The sequence below is a fragment of the Streptomyces misionensis genome (assembly GCF_900104815.1).
GTDB classification, from domain to species: Bacteria; Actinomycetota; Actinomycetes; order Streptomycetales; family Streptomycetaceae; genus Streptomyces; species Streptomyces misionensis.
The window spans coordinates 3,333,449-3,350,615 of the sequence record NZ_FNTD01000004.1; the positions used below are offsets into that span (position 1 = coordinate 3,333,449).

Sequence of the window (17,167 nt, forward strand, 5' to 3'; positions counted from 1 at the left end):
GGCTCTTCGTCAGGCGCCGCGCACCGCGGGCCGGCGCGAGGCGATGACCCGCTTCGCCAGCGACCTGGGGCTGGTCAGGAAGCCCCAGCCCCAGGACATGTGCATGGTGGCCAGGGCGACGGGGATCTGGAGCCGGGCCTTGGCCGGCAGGCCCTTGCCCGCGGGGACGGAACCCGCGGCGATCGCGGCCAGGTAGCCGCCGGGGACCACCAGGGCCCAGGGGGTGACGGCCACGCCGACCACCAGGCCCGCGGCGATGGCGCACACCGCGGTCGGCGGGGCGAGGTAGCGCAGGTTGATGGAGCCGGAGTGGTAGCGGGCGACGACATGGCGCCAGCGGCCGTAGTCCTTGTACTGCTTGGCGAGGGCGCGCACCGAGGGGCGGGGGCGGTAGGAGACCTTCAGTTCCGGTGAGAACCAGATCAGGCCGCCCGCCTCGCGGATGCGGAAGTTCAGCTCCCAGTCCTGGGCGCGGATGAACTCCTCGTTGTAGCCGCCCTGTTGCTCCAGCGCCTCGCGCCGGAAGACGCCGAGGTAGACGGTCTCGGCGGGGCCGGCCTGGCCACCGGTGTGGAACGCCGCGTTGCCGACGCCGATCTTCGAGGTCATCGCGGCGGCGACCGCGTGCTCCCAGTCGTTCTCGCCCTCGGCGTGCATGATGCCGCCGACGTTCTGCGCGCCGGTCTCCTCCAGGAGCCGCACGGCGGTGGCGATGTAGTTCGGCGAGAGCATGCCGTGGCCGTCGACGCGGACCACAATCGGGTGCCGGGATGCCTTGATCGCCGCGTTCAGCGCCGCGGGGGTGCGGCCGGTCGGATTCGGGACGGTGTGCACGCGGGGGTCTTCGGCGACCAGCTCGGCGGCGATCTCGTCCGTTCGGTCCGTGGACGGACCGAGGGCGATCACGACCTCCATCTCGCCGGCGTACTCCTGCGCGAGGATCGCTTGGACGGCCCCGCGCAGATGCCGTTCCTCGTTGAGGACGGGCATGATCACGGATACGGCGGGGAACCGCACGTCGGGCTTGGCGTTCATAGGACGCTCACGTTACCGCGAACGGGGGACAGCGGTGCGCGCCGCCGGGGCCGTGACGCGGGATGGAGATCGTATCGGCCTACTGTGCTCACGGATCCCACGTACGGCCTCGTCCGGAGGTGTCCCTTGGCCAGCCCGCCCCGGTCCCCGGCGCGTCCCCAGCGCCGCCCGCAGCCGCCCCGCCGGGTACCGCCCCCACCCGAGCGACCCGTGCGGCCCGTGCGCCGACGGCGGCGCCCGCGCTGGGCCATGCGGGCGATGACCACCCTGTCGGTGGTGGTGCTCGCCTCCGCCGGCATCGGGCACGCGGTGGTCACCAGCCTGGACGCGGGCATCGCCCGGGTGGACGCCTTCAGGGACATGAAGAACCGGCCGCAGGCGGGCCACGGCATGAACATCCTGCTGGTCGGCACCGACGGCCGGGACAAGATCACCGAGCGGCAGCGGCGCGCGTTCCACCTGGGCGGACAGCCCTGCCACTGCACCGACACGATGATGATCGTGCACATCTCGGCGGACCGGGAGCGGGCCACGGTGGTGAGCCTGCCGCGCGACTCCTACGCCGAGGTGCCCGCCCACCTCGACCAGAGCACCGGCCGGCAGCTCGGCCCGCACCCGCTGAAGCTGAACGCGGCCTACGCCGAGGGCGGCCCCCAGCTGACCGTGCGCACGGTCGAGGACATGACCCGGGTGAAGATCGACCACTACCTGGAGATCGACTTCACCAGCTTCATGCGGACCGTGGACGTCCTCGGCGGGGTCCGGATCTGCACGGCGACGCCGCTGAAGGACACGTACAGCGGGCTCGACCTCGCGCCCGGCACGCACACCCTGCTGGGCGGCCAGGCGCTCCAGTACGTGCGCTCACGGCACCTGGACGGGGCGAGCGATCTGGGCCGGATGAAGCGGCAGCAGCGGTTCCTGGCCGCGCTGATCGAGAAGGCCACCTCGTCCGGGGTGCTGCTGAACCCGATGCGGTTCAGGGACGTGACCCGGGCGGTGCTGGGCTCGGTCCGTGCCGACAAGGGCTTCGGCACCGACGAGCTGCTCGACCTCGGCCGCGCGATGCGGAACTTCTCGCCTGCGTCCTCGGAGTTCACCACCGTCCCCATCGGACAGATGAACTACCAGGTCAAGGGCGTCGGCGAGACCCTGAAGTGGGACCCGGCCCGGTCCGCCCGGCTGTTCGCGGCGCTGCGCGACGACAAGCCGCTCACCGCGGCGCACCACGCCGCCGCCCCCGCCGCGGCGCCCGTCGACGTGGACCCCCGGCAGGTCCGGGTCCAGGTGGCGAACGGCACCACCACCTCGGGGCTGGCCAAGCGGATCGACACCGAGCTGGCGGCGAGCGGCTTCGCCACCACCCACCGGCCGGTGACCGCGCCCGCCCGGTCGGCGGCCACGCTCATCACCTACGACCCCCGCTGGGACCGCTCCGCCCACGCCCTGGCCGCGGCCCTGCCGGGCAGCGAGCTGCGCGCGGCGCCCGGGCAGGGGCCGGTGCTGACGGTGACCGCCGGGGCCGGCTTCCGGGGCGTGCGGGCGGTGCGCTTCGAGGACCCGGGGCGTCCGGACCAGAGGGTGGTGCGGGGCAACGAGGTGGTGTGCTCGGGCGACGCCTGACCACACCACCGGCCGCTCAGTCCTGGAGGCCCTCCGCGGCCCGCTGCTCGCGCAGCTCGCGGATGGCGCGGCGGCGGGCCAGCCGGTGGGTGCGGCGGATCTGCGCCTCCTGGTAGCGGCGGCGGTCGCGGTCGGTCTCGGGTATCACCGGCGGCACCGGGCGCGGCTTGCCGTCGGCGTCCACGGCCGCGAAGACGAGGTAGGCCGAGCCGACCTGGGTGGCCGGGGCGGACTCGTTCCAGCGCTCGGCGAGGACCCGTACGCCGACCTCCATGGAGGTCCGGCCGGTCCAGTTGACCTGCGCCTTCACATGGACCAGGTCGCCGACGCGGACCGGTTCGAGGAACGCCATCTCGTCCATGGACGCGGTGACGGCGGGACCGCCGGAGTGCCGTCCGGCGACCGCGCCCGCCGCGTCGTCCACCAGTTTCATGATCACCCCGCCGTGCACCGTGCCCAGCAGGTTGGTGTCGCTGTGCGTCATGATGTGGCTCAGCGTGGTGCGCGAGGCGGACGTGGGCTTGCCCGGGATGTCCGTTTCCACTGCTTCCGAGTCCGTGGCCTGGTCTGTCATGCGCTCTACCTTATGCCGAAGTGACATTCGCGGAATTTGTGTCAGCTTCGCAACAGCGGCGCCCTTATTTTCCGACAGCCCTTGTAAGCCGTACGGCGGCGCCCTGCACACTGGTCCGCATGAATGACTGGCCCGAGGGATGGTCCGACGACGATCGCGGCCCCCGTTACGGACGCGGCAGCTCCGGCGCACAGCCGGAGGGCGCCCGCGTGATGCGTCAGGTGCGGCGCGGCCCTGCGGCGCCGCCGCCGGGGGCCGGCGTTCCGCAGCAGCCGTCGTACGTGGACGGCGGCGGGTACGACGGCGGGTACGACAGCGGCTACAACACCGGCCAGGTCTACGGCGGCCCCGGCGGCCGCGGGCCGGGCGGCGCGCCGGGACCCGGCCCGCGCCGCGCGCCGAACTGGCGCCGGCGGATCAAGTGGACGGCGATCACGCTGGCCACCGTGGTCGTCGTCACATCGGTCGCGACCTACTTCTGGGCCGACTCCAAGCTGCGCCGTGAGGTCGACCTGTCCACGGTGATCGACCGGCCGCAGTCGGGCTCGGGCACCAACTACCTGATCGTCGGCTCGGACAGCCGCGAGGGCATGACCAAGGCGGACGAGAAGAAGCTGCACACCGGTGCCGCCGAGGGCAAGCGCACCGACTCGATGATGATCCTGCACGTCGGCGACAACGGCGACACGCTGATCTCGCTGCCGCGCGACTCGAACGTGGAGATCCCCTCGTACAAGGGCTCGACGTCCGGGAAGGTCTACCCCGCCACCGGCCGCCAGGAGAAGCTGAACGCGGCCTACGCCGAGGACGGCCCGACGCTGCTGGTGCGCACGATCGAGTACAACACCGGGCTGCACATCGACCACTACGTCGAGATCGGCTTCCAGGGCTTCGCCAACATCGTGGACGCGGTCGGCGGGGTCCAGATCGACATCGACAAGGGCTTCAAGGACAAGTGGTCCGGCGCCGACTTCCAGGCCGGCAAGCAGACCCTGAACGGGCAGCAGGCGCTCGCCTTCGTCCGCACCCGGCACGCGTTCGCCGCCTCCGACCTCCAGCGGACCAAGAACCAGCAGAAGTTCCTGGCGGCCCTGGCCCACCAGGTGGCCACGCCGTCGACGGTCCTCAACCCGTTCCGGCTCTACCCGACCATGGGCGCGGGCCTGGACTCGCTGATCGTGGACAAGGACATGTCCCTGTGGGACCTGGCCTCGATGTTCTGGGCGATGAAGGGCGTCAACGGCGGTGACGGCACCTCGCTGAACATGCCGATATCGGGCTCCGTGGGCGGCAACCTCGTCTGGGACAAGGCGAAGGTGAAGACCCTGGTGGACCAGCTGAACAACGACCAGAAGATCACCGTCACCGGCAACTAGGCACGGCGCCGGGCGGCGTCCGAGGGCACCCGGCGGGCCGCCCTCGAACGCCGCCCGGCGGTCGGCTCACATCCGGACGCCCGCCATCGCGCGGCACATCTCCGCACAGCGGCGACACGCCTGCGCGCAGCGCATCAGCTGCGGGTCGTCGGGCATGGCCATACACGCCTCGGCGCACATGTCGCACGCCTTGGCGCACATCGCGCACATCTCGCCCGACATCGGCGAGCGGCGCATCATCATGTCGGCGCACATCCTGGTCGTCTCCGAGCAGTCCATGAGCGCCCGCATGATCTGCATCTGCGCCTGCCCGCCCTGCTGCATGCAGGAGCTCATGGTCTCCTCGCAGATGCTGTGGCAGTTCATGCAGGCCTCGATGCAGTCCTGCATCTGCTTGGTCATGGCGGGCATGGTGGTTCCGGGCTGGGCCATGGCTCCTCCTCGGGAGCGGGGGGACCCGGGCTCGGGTCCCGTGTGCTTCCGTCCTACGTCGCCCGGCGCCGCCCCGCATGTGACCGACCGGTCGTAAGGCCGGGACGCGAAGAGGCCCCCGGCGGCGGCCGGGGGCCTCGGTGACGAGCCGGAGGGCCGTTACGGCAGGTTGCGCGCCATCACGATGCGCTGGACCTGATTCGTGCCCTCGTAGATCTGGGTGATCTTGGCGTCGCGCATCATGCGCTCGACCGGGTAGTCGCGGGTGTAGCCGTAGCCGCCGAGGAGCTGGACGGCGTCGGTGGTGACCTCCATGGCGACGTCGGAGGCGAAGCACTTGGCCGCGGCGCCCAGGTAGGTGAGGTCGGAGTCGCCGCGCTCGGAGGCGGCGGCGGCCTGGTAGGTCAGGGCGCGGGCCGCCGAGATCTTCATGGACATGTCCGCGAGCATGAACTGGATGCCCTGGAAGTCGGCGATCGCCTTGCCGAACTGCTTGCGCTCCTGGACGTAGCCCTTGGCGTAGTCGAGGGCGCCCTGGGCGACACCGAGCGCCTGGGCGGCGATGGTGATGCGGGTGTGGTCCAGGGTCTTCATCGCCGTGGCGAAGCCGGTGCCCTCCTCGCCGATCATGCGGTCGGCGGGGATGCGGACGTTGTCGAAGTAGACCTCACGGGTCGGCGAGCCCTTGATGCCGAGCTTCTTCTCGGGGGCGCCGAAGGAGACGCCCTCGTCGGACTTCTCGACCACGAAGGCGGAGATGCCCTTGGAGCGCTTGGCCGGGTCGGTCACCGCCATGACGGTGTAGTACTCGGAGACGCCCGCGTTGGTGATCCACCGCTTGACGCCGTTGAGGATCCAGTGGTCGCCGTCGCGGACCGCCTTGGTCTTCATGCCGGCCGCGTCCGAGCCCGCCTCCGGCTCGGAGAGGCAGTACGAGAACATCGCGTCGCCCTTGGCCAGCGGGCCCAGGTACTTCTTCTTCAGCTCCTCGGAGCCGGAGAGGATCACCGGGAGCGAGCCGAGCTTGTTCACCGCGGGGATCAGGGAGGAGGAGACGCAGGCGCGGGCCACCTCCTCGATCACGATGACCGTGGCGAGGGCGTCGGCGCCGGAGCCGCCGTACTCCTCGGGGACGTGCACGGCGTGCAGGTCGTTGGCGACCAGGGCGTCGAGGGCCTCCTGCGGGAAGCGTGCCTCCTCGTCCACCGCCGCGGCGTACGGCGCGATCTTCGCCTCGACCAGGGAGCGGACGGCGTCGCGGAGCATGTCGTGCTCCTCGGACGGGCGGTACAGGTCGAAGTCAGCCGATCCGGCCAAGGTCTCTCACGCTCCAAAGACGCAGTGATGGTGGCACATTACAGACGCTAATTACCGTTAAGTAACTCGAATTTTAGGGCTCCTGCCCCAGGTCGCCTACGTGAGCTTGGCGACAGCGGGAAAGCTGCCCGCCGAGCGGCACCGCTATGCTCGGGCCCGCACGAGACAATCCCCGAGCTGGAGTGCATCCATGAGCCTGAAGATCACAGTGATCGGCACCGGCTATCTCGGCGCCACGCACGCCGCGGCCATGGCCGAGCTGGGGTTCGAGGTACTGGGCCTGGATGTCGTGCCCGAGAAGATCGCCATGCTGGAGCGCGGCGAGACCCCGATGTACGAGCCGGGTCTCGAGGAGCTGCTGCGCCGGCACGTGGCCGGTTTCGAGGGGTCCACCGGGCGGCTGCGGTTCACCACCGACTGGGCCGAGGCCGGTGCCTTCGGCGATGTGCACTTCGTCTGTGTGAACACCCCGCAGAAGCACGGCGAGTACGCCTGTGACATGTCGTACGTCGACTCCGCCGTCGCCTCCCTCGCCCCGCATCTGCGCGGCCCGGCCCTGGTGGTCGGCAAGTCCACGGTGCCGGTGGGCTCGGCCGACCGGCTCGCCGCCTACCTCGCCGAGCACGCCCCGGCGGGCGGCGACGCCGAGCTGGCCTGGAACCCGGAGTTCCTGCGCGAGGGCTTCGCCGTCGAGGACACCCTGCACCCGGACCGGATCGTGGTGGGCGTGCGCAGCGAGCGCGCGGAGAAGCTGCTGCGCGAGGTGTACGCGACGCCGGTGGAGGAGGGCACCCCCTTCGTCGTCACCGACTTCCCCACCGCCGAACTGGTGAAGACCGCCGCGAACTCCTTCCTCGCCACCAAGATCTCCTTCATCAACGCGATGGCGGAGGTCTGCGAGGCGGCCGGCGGCGACGTGGCCAAGCTGGCGGAGGCCATCGGCCACGACGACCGGATCGGGCGCAAGTTCCTGCGCGCCGGGATCGGCTTCGGCGGCGGCTGCCTGCCCAAGGACATCCGGGCGTTCATGGCCCGCGCCGGCGAGCTGGGCGCGGACCAGGCGCTGACCTTCCTGCGGGAGATCGACTCCATCAACATGCGCCGGCGCGGCCAGATGGTGGAGATGGCCCGGGAGGCGCTGGGCGGCGGCTCCTTCCTCGGCAAGCGGGTGGCCGTGCTCGGTGCCACCTTCAAGCCCGACTCGGACGACGTCCGTGACTCGCCCGCGCTGAACGTGGCCGGCCAGATACACCTCCAGGGCGGCCAGGTGACCGTGTACGACCCGAAGGGCATGGACAACGCCCGCAAGGTCTTCCCCACCCTGGGCTACGCCGGCTCGGCGCTGGAGGCCGTGCGCGGCGCCGACGTCGTGCTGCACCTGACCGAGTGGCGGGAGTTCCGCGAGCTGGACCCGGCCGCGCTGGGCGAGGTGGTGTCGGACCGAGTGGTCCTGGACGGGCGCAACACCCTCGACCCGGAGCTGTGGCGCCGGGCGGGCTGGACGTACCGGGCGATGGGCCGCCCGACCGCCTGACCGGCGAAGACGACATACCGGGGCGGCGCCGGTTCGGCCGAGGCTCAGTCGGCCGAACCGGTGCCGCCCCGCATTTTGCCCCAGCTCCCTGTGGGCCGGTCAGGCCCCCTTGGCCCGGTAGCGCCGCATCTTGGCGCGCGCCCCGCAGACCCGCATCGAGCACCAGCGGCCCCGCCCGGCGGGGCTGCGGTCGTAGTACGCCCAGTGGCAGGTCTCGGCCTCGCACGCCTTCAGCCGCATCCAGGTGCCGGCCACCAGCGCCCCGGCGACGGCCGCGGCGATCCGGGACGGCAGCGGGGCGTCCGCGCCCGGGGCGAGGGCCGCCGAGCCGTCCTGGGCGTCGACGGCGACGTACAGCGGCGCGCGGGCCAGCAGGTCGCCGAGCGGGGTGACCGACCGGTGCGGTGGATGCCCGGCGTGGGCGAGCAGCGCGGCCCGCAGCGACTCCCGCAGCTCCCGTGCCTCGGCCAGGCCGTCCTCGGCGATCCCGAAGCGCTCGCGCCCCTGCGGAGTGTCCAGCGCGTCGACGCCGCTCTCCAGGTCCACGGTGTTGACCAGGGACTCGACCAGGGCAAGGCCGCCGGGAGCCGCCGATCTGTCATTCATGGTTGCGACGTTACCGCCAGTCCGGGAGCATGGGGTAACCGTTACCGGTTACCCGCCTCTACAGGTAACAGAAGGAGGTCGTCATGGCTCTCGCCAAGCTCGGTGTGGTGGTCCTGGACTGTCCCGATCCCGGCGCGCTGGCCCGCTTCTACGCCGAGGTGCTCGGCGGCACGGTGGGGCGCGAGGAGGACGACTGGGTGGAACTGCCGGTGCCCGGCGGGCAGACGCTGGCCTTCCAGCGGGCCGCCGGGCACACCCCGCCGCAGTGGCCCTCCGAGGAGCGCTCGCAGCAGTTCCACCTGGACCTGGACGTGCCGGACCTGGACGCGGCGGAGGAAGGGGTCCTCAAGCTGGGGGCGAAGCCCCTGGACACCGACGACCGCTCCCGCTCCTTCCGGGTGTACGCCGATCCGGCGGGACACCCGTTCTGTCTCTGCGCCTGCTGAACCGTCCTCCAGGAGGAGAACATGGCGTCCGTCGCCCGTTTCCGCAACATCGTGCTCGACTGCCGTGACCCGCATGCCCTGGCCGCCTTCTACGCGGCGGTGGCCGGGGGCACCCCGCAGGCGGAGTCCGACGACTGGGTGGTACTCCAGATCCCGGACGGCCCCCGGCTGGGCTTCCAGCTCGCCCCGGACCACACGCCGCCGCAGTGGCCCCGCGCCGACCACAACGGCCAGCAGCTGCACCTCGACTTCGACGCCGGCAGCACCTGGGCGGAGATCGACGCCGCCCACGAGAAGGTCCTGGCGCTCGGCGCCCGCCCGCTGGACCTGGAGGACCGGGAGAAGAAGGACTTCCAGGTGTACGCCGACCCGGCCGGGCATCCGTTCTGCCTGTGCCGGATCGAGCACGCCTAGCGGCCGCGCGCGCCAGCCGGGGAGAAGACGGAAAAAGGCGGGGCGGCCGTACCGGCCGCCCCGCCTTGTCGCCGCACGTCAGCCGTCGAGCGACTCGATCGTGGCGTGGGACGGGCCGCGCCGCGACTGGAGGTCGCGGGCGACGTCCTCCGCCGCGCCCAGCACCCGCACCGCGTTCTGCCAGGTGAGCTTGGCCAGGTCCGCCCTGGACCAGCCGCGCTCCAGCAGCTCCGCGAGGAGGTTCGGGTAGCCGGAGACGTCGTCGAGGCCGTCCGGGGTGAAGGCCGTGCCGTCGTAGTCGCCGCCGATGCCGAGGTGGTCGATGCCGGCGACCTCGCGCATGTGGTCCAGGTGGTCGGCGACCACCGACACCGTGGCGACGGGGCGCGGGGTGCGCTCCTCGAAGGCGCGGTGGATCCTCATCGCCTCGGCGCTGGTGTCCAGGTGGTGCAGGCCGTGGGCGCGCATGTTCTCGTCGGCCGCGGCCGTCCAGTCCACGGCCGCCTGGAGCACGAACTTCGGCACGAACGTCACCATCGCCATGCCGCCGTTGGCGGGCAGCCGCTCCAGCACGTCGTCCGGGATGTTGCGGGGGTGGTCGCAGACCGCGCGGGCGGAGGAGTGCGAGAAGATCACCGGCGCGGAGGTCGCGTCCAGCGCGTCGCGCATGGTCGAGGGCGCCACGTGCGAGAGGTCGACCAACATGCCGATCCGGTTCATCTCGCGCACGACCTCGCGGCCGAACGCGGTCAGGCCGTTCGCCTTCGGCGTGTCGGTCGCCGAATCCGCCCAGTCCACATTGGAGTTGTGGGTGAGGGTCAGGTAGCGCACGCCGAGCGCGTGCAGACCGCGCAGGGTGCCGAGGGAGTTGGCGATGGAGTGCCCGCCCTCGGCGCCCATCAGGGAGGCGATACGGCCCTCGCCGCGCGCCGCCTCCATGTCGGCGGCGGTCAGCGCGGGCGCCAGGTCCGCCTGGTAGCGGTCCAGCAACTGCCGTACGCAGTCGATCTGTTCCAGCGTCGCGGCGACCGGGTCCGGCTGCTCGGCCGGGACGTAGACCGACCAGTACTGGGCACCGACACCGCCCGCGCGCAGCCGCGGGATGTCGGTGTGCAGGTGCTCGTGCTGGTGCCCGGCGATGTCGAGCCGGTCCAGGTCGTACCCCGACTTCTCGCGCAGCGCCCACGGCAGGTCGTTGTGGCCGTCGACCACCGGGAACTCGCGCAGCAGGGCGCGGGCCTCGTCCAGGTTCGCCACGCCGCTCACTTCCCGAACCCGAAGCCGCCGGCGCCCTCGACCTTGGCGCGCAGCCGCTTGCCCTTCTCGGTGGCCTGCTCGTTGAGGTCGTGCTGGAAGTCGCGCATGCGGTGCAGCAGGTCCTCGTCGTGCGCGGCGAGCATCCGGGCCGCGAGCAGTCCGGCGTTGCGGGCACCGGCCACGGAGACCGTGGCGACCGGGACGCCGGCCGGCATCTGCACGATCGACAGCAGGGAGTCCATGCCGTCGAGGTACTTCAGCGGCACCGGCACGCCGATGACCGGCAGCGGGGTGACCGAGGCCAGCATGCCCGGCAGATGGGCGGCGCCCCCGGCCCCGGCGATGATCGCCTTGAGCCCGCGGTCGGCTGCCTGCTCGCCGTACGTGATCATCTCGCGGGGCATCCGGTGCGCCGAGACGACGTCGACCTCGTACGCGATCTCGAACTCGTCCAGGGCCTTGGCGGCGGCCTCCATGACGGGCCAGTCGGAGTCCGACCCCATGACGATGCCGACCAGCGGGGAGGACGGGAGGGCAGGGCTCATTCGGTGATGGTGCCTCTCAGGTAGCCGGCTGCGTGACGGGCGCGCTCCAGCACGTCGTCCAGGTCGTCGCCGTAGGTGTTGACGTGTCCGACCTTGCGGCCGGGCTTCACGTCCTTGCCGTACATGTGGATCTTGAGCTTGGGGTCGCGGGCCATGCAGTGCAAGTACGCGGAGTACATGTCCGGGTAGTCGCCGCCCAGCACGTTGACCATCACCGTCCACGGGGCGCGCGGGCGCGGGTCGCCGAGCGGCAGGTCGAGGACGGCGCGGACGTGGTTGGCGAACTGCGAGGTGATCGCGCCGTCCATGGACCAGTGGCCGGAGTTGTGCGGGCGCATCGCCAGCTCGTTGACGAGGATGCGGCCGTCGCGGGTCTGGAACAGCTCGACGGCGAGGTGCCCGACGACGCCCAGCTCCTTGGCGATGGTGAGGGCCATCTGCTCGGCCTCCAGGGCCAGCTCCTCGTCCAGGTCGGGGGCCGGGGCGATCACCGTGTCGCACACCCCGTTCACCTGCTGGGACTCCACCACCGGGTAGGCGACGGCCTGGCCGTGCGGGGAGCGGACGACGTTGGCGGCCAGCTCGCGGACGTAGTCGACCTTCTCCTCGGCGAGGACCGGGACGCCCGCCCGGAACGGCTCGGCGGCCTCCTCGGGGGTCTCCACCACCCAGACGCCCTTGCCGTCGTAGCCGCCGCGGACGGTCTTCAGGACGACGGGGAAGCCGTCGCCCTCGCCCGCGAACCGCACCACGTCCTCCGGATCGGCGACGATCCGGTGCCGTGGGCACGGGATGCCGATCGCGTCGAGCCGCGCCCGCATCACGCCCTTGTCCTGGGCGTGCACCAGCGCGTCGGGCCCCGGGCGCACGGGGATGCCGTCCGCCTCCAGGGCCCTGAGGTGCTCGGTGGGTACGTGTTCGTGATCGAAGGTGATCACGTCGCATCCGCGCGCGAACTCGCGCAGCGTGTCGAGATCGCGATAGTCGCCGATGACGACATCGCCCACGACCTGCGCCGCGGAATCCTGGGGAGTGTCACTGAGGAGCTTGAACCTGATGCCCAACGGGATGCCCGCTTCGTGCGTCATACGCGCGAGCTGCCCCCCGCCGACCATGCCGACTACCGGGAACGTCACACCTACAGCGTATCGGCCACGGCAAGGCGGCCGGATGCCGTCCCTCCGCACTCGGTCGGCTCCCGGGCCCTTACCGGTCCGTCTCCGGTGCGTTCCGGGCTCTTACCCATCGCTTTCCGGTCTCTTTCCGACCTGTTTCCCCGCCCTGGCCTCGTCCTCAGGCGTTGGGCCGTTTGCGCCGATAGCATGGCGGGGTTGACGAAACCTACCGACGGGAGCTGCAACGCCATGGAACAGCGTTCCTCGGGGCTGCAACGGCTCGTGGGCGAGGTGGCCAAGTTCGGCGCCGTCGGCGGCGCCGGAGTCCTGGTCAATCTGGGCGTTTTCAACCTGGTCCGGCATATGTCCGACCTTCCGGTGGTGCGCGCCAGCATCATCGCGACCGTGGTCGCCATCGCGTTCAACTACGTCGGCTTCCGCTACTGGACGTACCGGGACCGTGACCGCAGCGGCCGGACCAAGGAACTCACGCTCTTCCTGTTCTTCAGCGCGATCGGTCTGGTGATCGAGAACGGCGTGCTCTTCCTGGCCACCTACGGCCTCCACTGGGACACCCCGCTGGAGAGCAACGTCTTCAAGTTCCTCGGCATCGGCATCGCCACCCTGTTCCGGTTCTGGTCGTACCGCACCTGGGTGTTCCGCGCGCTGCCCGCGCAGGAGGCGGAGTCGATCCTGGCGGCCGAGTCCCGCCGGGCGCCCGCCGGGCCCGAGCCGAAGACCCAGCGGGTCCCGTAGCCGCGGGCGCGGCTCAGCGGACGGTCGGGTACGCCTCGTCGTCCGCCCGGTGCGCCGGGGGCGTGCGGGACAGGAACAGGCCGAACACCGGCGGCTGGGACTGGAGCAGCTCCAGCCGGCCGCCGTCGGCCTCGGCGAGGTCCCGGGCGACGGCGAGGCCGATGCCCGTGGAGTTGCGGCCGCTGATGGTCCGCTCGAAGATCCGCGCCCCCAGGTCGGCCGGCACCCCGGGCCCCTCGTCCGTCACCTCGACCACGGCCTGGTTGCCGGTGACCCGGGTACGCAGGGCGACGGTGCCGCCACCGTGCATCAGCGAGTTCTCGATCAGCGCGGCCAGCACCTGGGCGACCGCGCCCGGCGTGCCCACGGCCTGGAGGTGCCGCTTGCCGGAGGAGACGATGGCCCGGCCCACGCCGCGGTAGGCGGGCCGCCACTCGGCGAGCTGCTGCTGGATGACCTCGTCCAGGTCGAAGGTGACGGCGGAGCCGGTACGGGGGTCGCGGGAGTTCGTCAGCAGCCGCTCGACCACGTCGGTCAGCCGCTCGACCTGGGTGAGCGCGACGTTCGCCTCCTCCTTCACGATGTCCGGGTCATCGGTGAGGGTGATCTCCTCCAGCCGCATCGACAGCGCGGTGAGCGGGGTGCGCAGCTGGTGGGAGGCGTCGGCGGCCAGCCGCCGCTCGGCGGTCAGCATGCGGGCGATCCGCTCGGCGGAGGAGTCCAGCACATCGGCGACCCGGTCCAGCTCGGGCACGCCGTACCGCTTGTGCCGCGGGCGCGGGTCGCCGGAGCCCAGCCGTTCGGCGGTCTCGGCGAGGTCGGTCAGCGGGGAGGCGAGCCGGTTGGCCTGCCGTACCGCGAGCAGGACCGCGGCGACCACCGCGAGCAGCGCCACCAGACCGATGATCAGCAGGGTGCGGCCGACCTCGCGGGTCACCGCGGAGCGCGGCTCCTGCACGGTGACCGTCTCGCCCTCCTCGCCGTGCTGCGTGGCGTGGATGACGTCGCCCACGGGCCGGGTGCCGATCTCGATCGGCGGCCGGCCGGGCACGCGGATCACCGCGTACTGGTCCTTGCTGACCGGGTTGCGCAGCGCGTCGGTGTCGACGTGCTCCGAGGCCAGGATCCGGCTGTCCACGATGCTGGCCAGCCGCACCGCCTCGGACTCCACCCGCTCCTGGGCGCTGTTGCTGATCGTGCGGCTCTCGACGATCACCAGGGAGACGCCGAAGACGGCGATCACCACGAGGACGACGGCGAGGGTGGACTGGATGAGACGTCGACGCATGTTCCGTTACCTGGAGTGACCGCCGGCCCCGGTGCGGGGCTCAGCTCTTCTCGAAGCGGAAGCCCACGCCTCGGACCGTGGCGATGTAGCGGGGGTTGGCCGCGTCGTCGCCGAGCTTCTTGCGCAGCCAGGAGATGTGCATGTCGAGGGTCTTGGTGGACGACCACCAGGTGGTGTCCCAGACCTCGCGCATCAGCTGGTCGCGCGTGACCACCCGGCCGGCGTCCCGCACCAGGACGCGCAGCAGGTCGAACTCCTTGGCGGTGAGCTGGAGTTCCTCGTCGCCCATCCACGCGCGGTGCGACTCGACGTCGATGCGCACGCCGTGCGTGGCCGGCGGCTGCTGAGGCTCGGCGGCACCGCGCCGCAGCAGCGCCCGTACGCGGGCGAGCAGTTCGGCGAGCCGGAAGGGCTTGGTGACGTAGTCGTCGGCGCCCGCGTCCAGACCGACGACGGTGTCCACCTCGTCGGCCCGCGCGGTAAGGATGAGGATCGGCACGGTGTGGCCGTCGGAGCGCAGCCGGCGGGCGACCTCCAGGCCGTCCATGCCGGGCAGGCCCAGGTCCAGTACGACCAGGTCGACACCGCCCTGCATTCCGGCGTCGAGCGCGGTGGGTCCGTCCTCGCGCACCTCGACCTCGTAACCTTCCCGGCGCAGGGCGCGGGCCAGCGGCTCCGAGATGGACGCGTCGTCCTCGGCGAGCAGTACACGGGTCATGAGGTGATGGTAGACCGCCCGCGTGCGGTGCTGGGGTGTGATCGGTTCCAGGGATTCTTACCTGGGGTGCCCGGTGGTACGGACCATCACCTGTGGGATGCGATCGTAGAAGGGACCTTCGAATTCGGTCGCGTGGTTCCACCGACACCTGTGATCCGCGTCTCAAGTCCTTCCATATCCGGCAGTGTCCTGACGTAGAGTGACGTGAACGCCTGTAGTACATCCGGAGACCTTCGGCGGGCTTGTCGCTGAAGGTCTTTGTTGTGTGCGGGCCGGTCGGGCACCGACCGGCCTTGAAAGGAATGACCTCTGGCCGGGCTCCGAACGCACCGTCGCGTCACGGAGCGTGGATCCCGGTGGTCGCCGTCCACCACTCCGTGATCCGGAGTGGACTCCCCCCGGGCGTTGGGGGCGGGCGGCCGACCCTGCCGGTGCCGGCCGACACCCCCCACCGGGCGCGCAACGCTCCACCGCGCGTCCCGACCAGCAAGGAACGACCATGGCGTCCAGCCTGACGAAGGACTCGGTCCACCCGGGCACCCCCGGCACCGAGAAGACCTTCTTCGGCCACCCCCGCGGCCTGGCCACCCTCTTCATGACCGAGATGTGGGAGCGCTTCTCCTACTACGGCATGAGGGCCCTGCTCCCGCTGTACCTGGTGGCTCCGGGTGGCCTGCACCTGAGTGCGGGCACGGCGACGGCGATCTACGCCGTCTACCTGTCGCTCGTGTACCTGCTCGCGCTGCCCGGCGGCTGGGTCGCCGACCGGCTCCTCGGCCCCCGCAAGACGGTCGCGGCCGCCGGTCTGATCATCATGCTGGGCCATCTGTGCCTGGCCCTGCCGGCCGCCGCGAGCTTCTTCGTCGGCCTGGTGCTGGTCGCCATCGGTTCCGGCCTGCTCAAGGCCAACATCTCGACCATGGTCGGCCACCTGTACGACGGCCCGAACGACGGACGCCGCGACGGTGGCTTCACCCTCTTCTACATCGGCATCAACCTGGGCGCCTTCGTCGCACCGCTGGTCATCGGCACCATCGGTGAGAACGTCAACTGGCACCTCGGCTTCGCGCTGGCCGCGCTCGGCATGGCGCTGGGCCTGGTCCAGTACCTGCTCGGCGGCCGTCACCTGAGCGAGCAGAGCAAGGTCGTCCCGACGCCGATGACGGCCCAGGAGAAGTCCGCCACCCTGCGCAAGGGCCTGATCTGGCTCGTCATCGCCGCGGTCTTCTACGGCATCGTCGGCTTCACCGGCCACTTCACCCTCAACTGGGCGCTGATCCCGCTGACCCTCATCGGCCTGATCGTGCCGATCCTGGTCATCGCGCGCATCCTGCGGGACAAGGACCTCGACGGCGAGGAGCGCACGAAGGTCCGGGCGTACATCTGGTTCTTCGTCGCCGCCGCGGTCTTCTGGATGATCTACGACCAGGGTGGTTCGACCCTGTCGCTGTTCGCGTCCGACTCGGCCAAGAACACGATCCTCGGCTGGAACTTCCCGGTCTCCTGGTACCAGTCGGTCAACCCGGTCATGATCATGGCCCTGGCGCCGGTCTTCGCCTGGCTCTGGCTCGCGCTGAACCGGCGCGGCAAGGAGCCGAGCACGATCGTGAAGTTCTCCTCCGGCCTGGTCCTGGTCGGCGCGTCCTTCTTCGTCTTCCTCGCCCCGCTGTCCATCGCGCAGGACGGTCACAAGGCCGCCGCGCTGTGGCTGGTCGGCATCTACTTCCTGCAGACCGTCGGTGAGCTGACGCTGTCGCCGGTGGGTCTGTCCGTGACGACGAAGATGGCGCCGAAGAAGTACGCCTCGCAGATGATGGGCGTCTGGTTCCTCGCGGTCACCGCGGGCGACTCCGTGACCGCGCTGCTGTCCAACCCGGCGGTCGGCGGGGTCAACCTCGACAAGAAGGGCTTCGTGGCCCTGGAGGCGGTGCTGGCCGTCGTCGCCGGTGTGGCGGTGTGGATGTACCGCAACAAGGTGAAGAAGATGATGGGCGACGTGCGCTAGCCGCCATGTCCTCGACGGAGAGGGCCGCCGCACCCACCCGGGTGCGGCGGCCCTCTCCGCTTTTCACGGGCACCGCGGGCACTGCCGGAGGTGGCGATGTCGGCCGGGGCGCGGGCCGCCGGAGCG

At 71.2% G+C, this 17,167-nt stretch carries 17 protein-coding genes; 7 read left to right on the forward strand and 10 right to left on the reverse strand.

Translation table 11 applies throughout. The features are described from left to right. Window positions 1-9 precede the first annotated feature (9 nt). Window positions 10-1,035, reverse strand: coding sequence for a glycosyltransferase family 2 protein (locus BLW85_RS16725; protein ID WP_074992468.1), 1,026 nt, complete (start codon window positions 1,033-1,035; stop codon window positions 10-12). A gap of 126 nt (window positions 1,036-1,161) precedes the next feature. Here BLW85_RS16725 and BLW85_RS16730 point away from each other — a divergent pair, with 126 nt between their 5' ends. Next, on the forward strand, window positions 1,162-2,658 hold the full coding sequence (locus BLW85_RS16730; protein ID WP_483027209.1) for an LCP family protein: 1,497 nt from the start codon (window positions 1,162-1,164) through the stop codon (window positions 2,656-2,658). A 16-nt stretch (window positions 2,659-2,674) separates the two neighbouring features. Here BLW85_RS16730 and BLW85_RS16735 read toward each other — a convergent pair whose 3' ends face one another. After that, window positions 2,675-3,232, reverse strand: coding sequence for an acyl-CoA thioesterase (locus BLW85_RS16735; RefSeq protein ID WP_070023589.1), 558 nt, complete (start codon window positions 3,230-3,232; stop codon window positions 2,675-2,677). 119 nt (window positions 3,233-3,351) lie between these two features. Between BLW85_RS16735 and BLW85_RS16740 the strand changes: the two genes are divergently transcribed. Further along, on the forward strand, window positions 3,352-4,608 hold the full coding sequence (locus BLW85_RS16740; protein WP_079172350.1) for an LCP family protein: 1,257 nt from the start codon (window positions 3,352-3,354) through the stop codon (window positions 4,606-4,608). 66 nt (window positions 4,609-4,674) lie between these two features. Here BLW85_RS16740 and BLW85_RS16745 read toward each other — a convergent pair whose 3' ends face one another. After that, complete coding sequence (locus tag BLW85_RS16745; RefSeq protein ID WP_070023593.1) at window positions 4,675-5,040, reverse strand: four-helix bundle copper-binding protein; 366 nt, start codon at window positions 5,038-5,040, stop codon at window positions 4,675-4,677. Between the two features lie 159 nt (window positions 5,041-5,199). Further along, on the reverse strand, window positions 5,200-6,357 hold the full coding sequence (locus BLW85_RS16750; protein WP_070023595.1) for an acyl-CoA dehydrogenase family protein: 1,158 nt from the start codon (window positions 6,355-6,357) through the stop codon (window positions 5,200-5,202). A 190-nt stretch (window positions 6,358-6,547) separates the two neighbouring features. On the opposite strand from BLW85_RS16750, the gene BLW85_RS16755 reads away from it, so the two are divergent. Continuing rightward, a complete protein-coding gene (locus tag BLW85_RS16755; protein WP_070023597.1) occupies window positions 6,548-7,891 on the forward strand; it encodes a UDP-glucose dehydrogenase family protein in 1,344 nt (447 codons plus the stop codon). Between the two features lie 99 nt (window positions 7,892-7,990). On the opposite strand, the gene BLW85_RS16760 is transcribed toward BLW85_RS16755, so the two are convergent. Continuing rightward, on the reverse strand, window positions 7,991-8,497 hold the full coding sequence (locus BLW85_RS16760; RefSeq protein ID WP_070023599.1) for a CGNR zinc finger domain-containing protein: 507 nt from the start codon (window positions 8,495-8,497) through the stop codon (window positions 7,991-7,993). Between the two features lie 83 nt (window positions 8,498-8,580). Between BLW85_RS16760 and BLW85_RS16765 the strand changes: the two genes are divergently transcribed. Together BLW85_RS16765 and BLW85_RS16770 are read left to right on the forward strand one after the other, a co-directional pair. Continuing rightward, complete coding sequence (locus BLW85_RS16765; protein ID WP_074992470.1) at window positions 8,581-8,943, forward strand: VOC family protein; 363 nt, start codon at window positions 8,581-8,583, stop codon at window positions 8,941-8,943. Window positions 8,944-8,964: 21 nt separating this feature from the next. After that, window positions 8,965-9,357 (forward strand): VOC family protein, encoded by a 393-nt coding sequence (locus BLW85_RS16770; RefSeq protein ID WP_070023603.1) that lies wholly within the window; start codon window positions 8,965-8,967, stop codon window positions 9,355-9,357. A gap of 78 nt (window positions 9,358-9,435) precedes the next feature. Here BLW85_RS16770 and BLW85_RS16775 read toward each other — a convergent pair whose 3' ends face one another. Genes BLW85_RS16775 through BLW85_RS16785 form a run of 3 tightly spaced genes read right to left on the reverse strand, consistent with a single transcriptional unit; the run spans window position 9,436 to window position 12,295 of the window. Then, window positions 9,436-10,614: a dipeptidase gene (locus BLW85_RS16775; protein ID WP_074992471.1), complete on the reverse strand. Its 1,179-nt coding sequence runs from the start codon at window positions 10,612-10,614 to the stop codon at window positions 9,436-9,438. 5 nt (window positions 10,615-10,619) lie between these two features. Then, window positions 10,620-11,159, reverse strand: coding sequence for a 5-(carboxyamino)imidazole ribonucleotide mutase (purE, locus tag BLW85_RS16780; RefSeq protein ID WP_070023606.1), 540 nt, complete (start codon window positions 11,157-11,159; stop codon window positions 10,620-10,622). Next, window positions 11,156-12,295 (reverse strand): 5-(carboxyamino)imidazole ribonucleotide synthase, encoded by a 1,140-nt coding sequence (locus BLW85_RS16785; protein ID WP_074992472.1) that lies wholly within the window; start codon window positions 12,293-12,295, stop codon window positions 11,156-11,158. Before BLW85_RS16785 ends, purE begins: the two co-directional genes overlap by 4 nt. Before the next feature lie 228 nt (window positions 12,296-12,523). Here BLW85_RS16785 and BLW85_RS16790 point away from each other — a divergent pair, with 228 nt between their 5' ends. Continuing rightward, the gene (locus BLW85_RS16790) at window positions 12,524-13,030 is read left to right on the forward strand and encodes a GtrA family protein (protein WP_074992473.1); all 507 of its coding nucleotides are present in this window, start codon (window positions 12,524-12,526) and stop codon (window positions 13,028-13,030) included. A gap of 13 nt (window positions 13,031-13,043) precedes the next feature. On the opposite strand, the gene BLW85_RS16795 is transcribed toward BLW85_RS16790, so the two are convergent. Both BLW85_RS16795 and BLW85_RS16800 read right to left on the reverse strand, forming a co-directional pair. Then, entirely contained in the window at window positions 13,044-14,318 is a 1,275-nt protein-coding gene (locus BLW85_RS16795) for an ATP-binding protein (protein WP_070023611.1), read from the reverse strand. Window positions 14,319-14,358: 40 nt separating this feature from the next. Then, window positions 14,359-15,036: a response regulator transcription factor gene (locus BLW85_RS16800; RefSeq protein WP_070023613.1), complete on the reverse strand. Its 678-nt coding sequence runs from the start codon at window positions 15,034-15,036 to the stop codon at window positions 14,359-14,361. 499 nt (window positions 15,037-15,535) lie between these two features. Between BLW85_RS16800 and BLW85_RS16805 the strand changes: the two genes are divergently transcribed. Then, window positions 15,536-17,041 carry a peptide MFS transporter gene (locus BLW85_RS16805; RefSeq protein WP_074992474.1) on the forward strand — a complete coding sequence of 502 codons (1,506 nt, stop codon included), beginning with the start codon at window positions 15,536-15,538 and terminating at the stop codon, window positions 17,039-17,041. Window positions 17,042-17,167: the final 126 nt, after the last annotated feature.

Coding starts and splice junctions, on each gene's coding strand:
- BLW85_RS16765 (WP_074992470.1), top strand. CDS start 8,581: ATGGCTCTCGCCAAGCTCGGTGTGGTGGTCCTGGACTGTCCCGATCCC.
- BLW85_RS16800 (WP_070023613.1), bottom strand. CDS start 15,036: ATGACCCGTGTACTGCTCGCCGAGGACGACGCGTCCATCTCGGAGCCG.
- BLW85_RS16805 (WP_074992474.1), top strand. CDS start 15,536: ATGGCGTCCAGCCTGACGAAGGACTCGGTCCACCCGGGCACCCCCGGC.
- BLW85_RS16735 (WP_070023589.1), bottom strand. CDS start 3,232: ATGACAGACCAGGCCACGGACTCGGAAGCAGTGGAAACGGACATCCCG.
- BLW85_RS16725 (WP_074992468.1), bottom strand. CDS start 1,035: ATGAACGCCAAGCCCGACGTGCGGTTCCCCGCCGTATCCGTGATCATG.
- purE (WP_070023606.1), bottom strand. CDS start 11,159: ATGAGCCCTGCCCTCCCGTCCTCCCCGCTGGTCGGCATCGTCATGGGG.
- BLW85_RS16770 (WP_070023603.1), top strand. CDS start 8,965: ATGGCGTCCGTCGCCCGTTTCCGCAACATCGTGCTCGACTGCCGTGAC.
- BLW85_RS16745 (WP_070023593.1), bottom strand. CDS start 5,040: ATGGCCCAGCCCGGAACCACCATGCCCGCCATGACCAAGCAGATGCAG.
- BLW85_RS16795 (WP_070023611.1), bottom strand. CDS start 14,318: ATGCGTCGACGTCTCATCCAGTCCACCCTCGCCGTCGTCCTCGTGGTG.
- BLW85_RS16790 (WP_074992473.1), top strand. CDS start 12,524: ATGGAACAGCGTTCCTCGGGGCTGCAACGGCTCGTGGGCGAGGTGGCC.
- BLW85_RS16755 (WP_070023597.1), top strand. CDS start 6,548: ATGAGCCTGAAGATCACAGTGATCGGCACCGGCTATCTCGGCGCCACG.
- BLW85_RS16760 (WP_070023599.1), bottom strand. CDS start 8,497: ATGAATGACAGATCGGCGGCTCCCGGCGGCCTTGCCCTGGTCGAGTCC.
- BLW85_RS16740 (WP_079172350.1), top strand. CDS start 3,352: ATGAATGACTGGCCCGAGGGATGGTCCGACGACGATCGCGGCCCCCGT.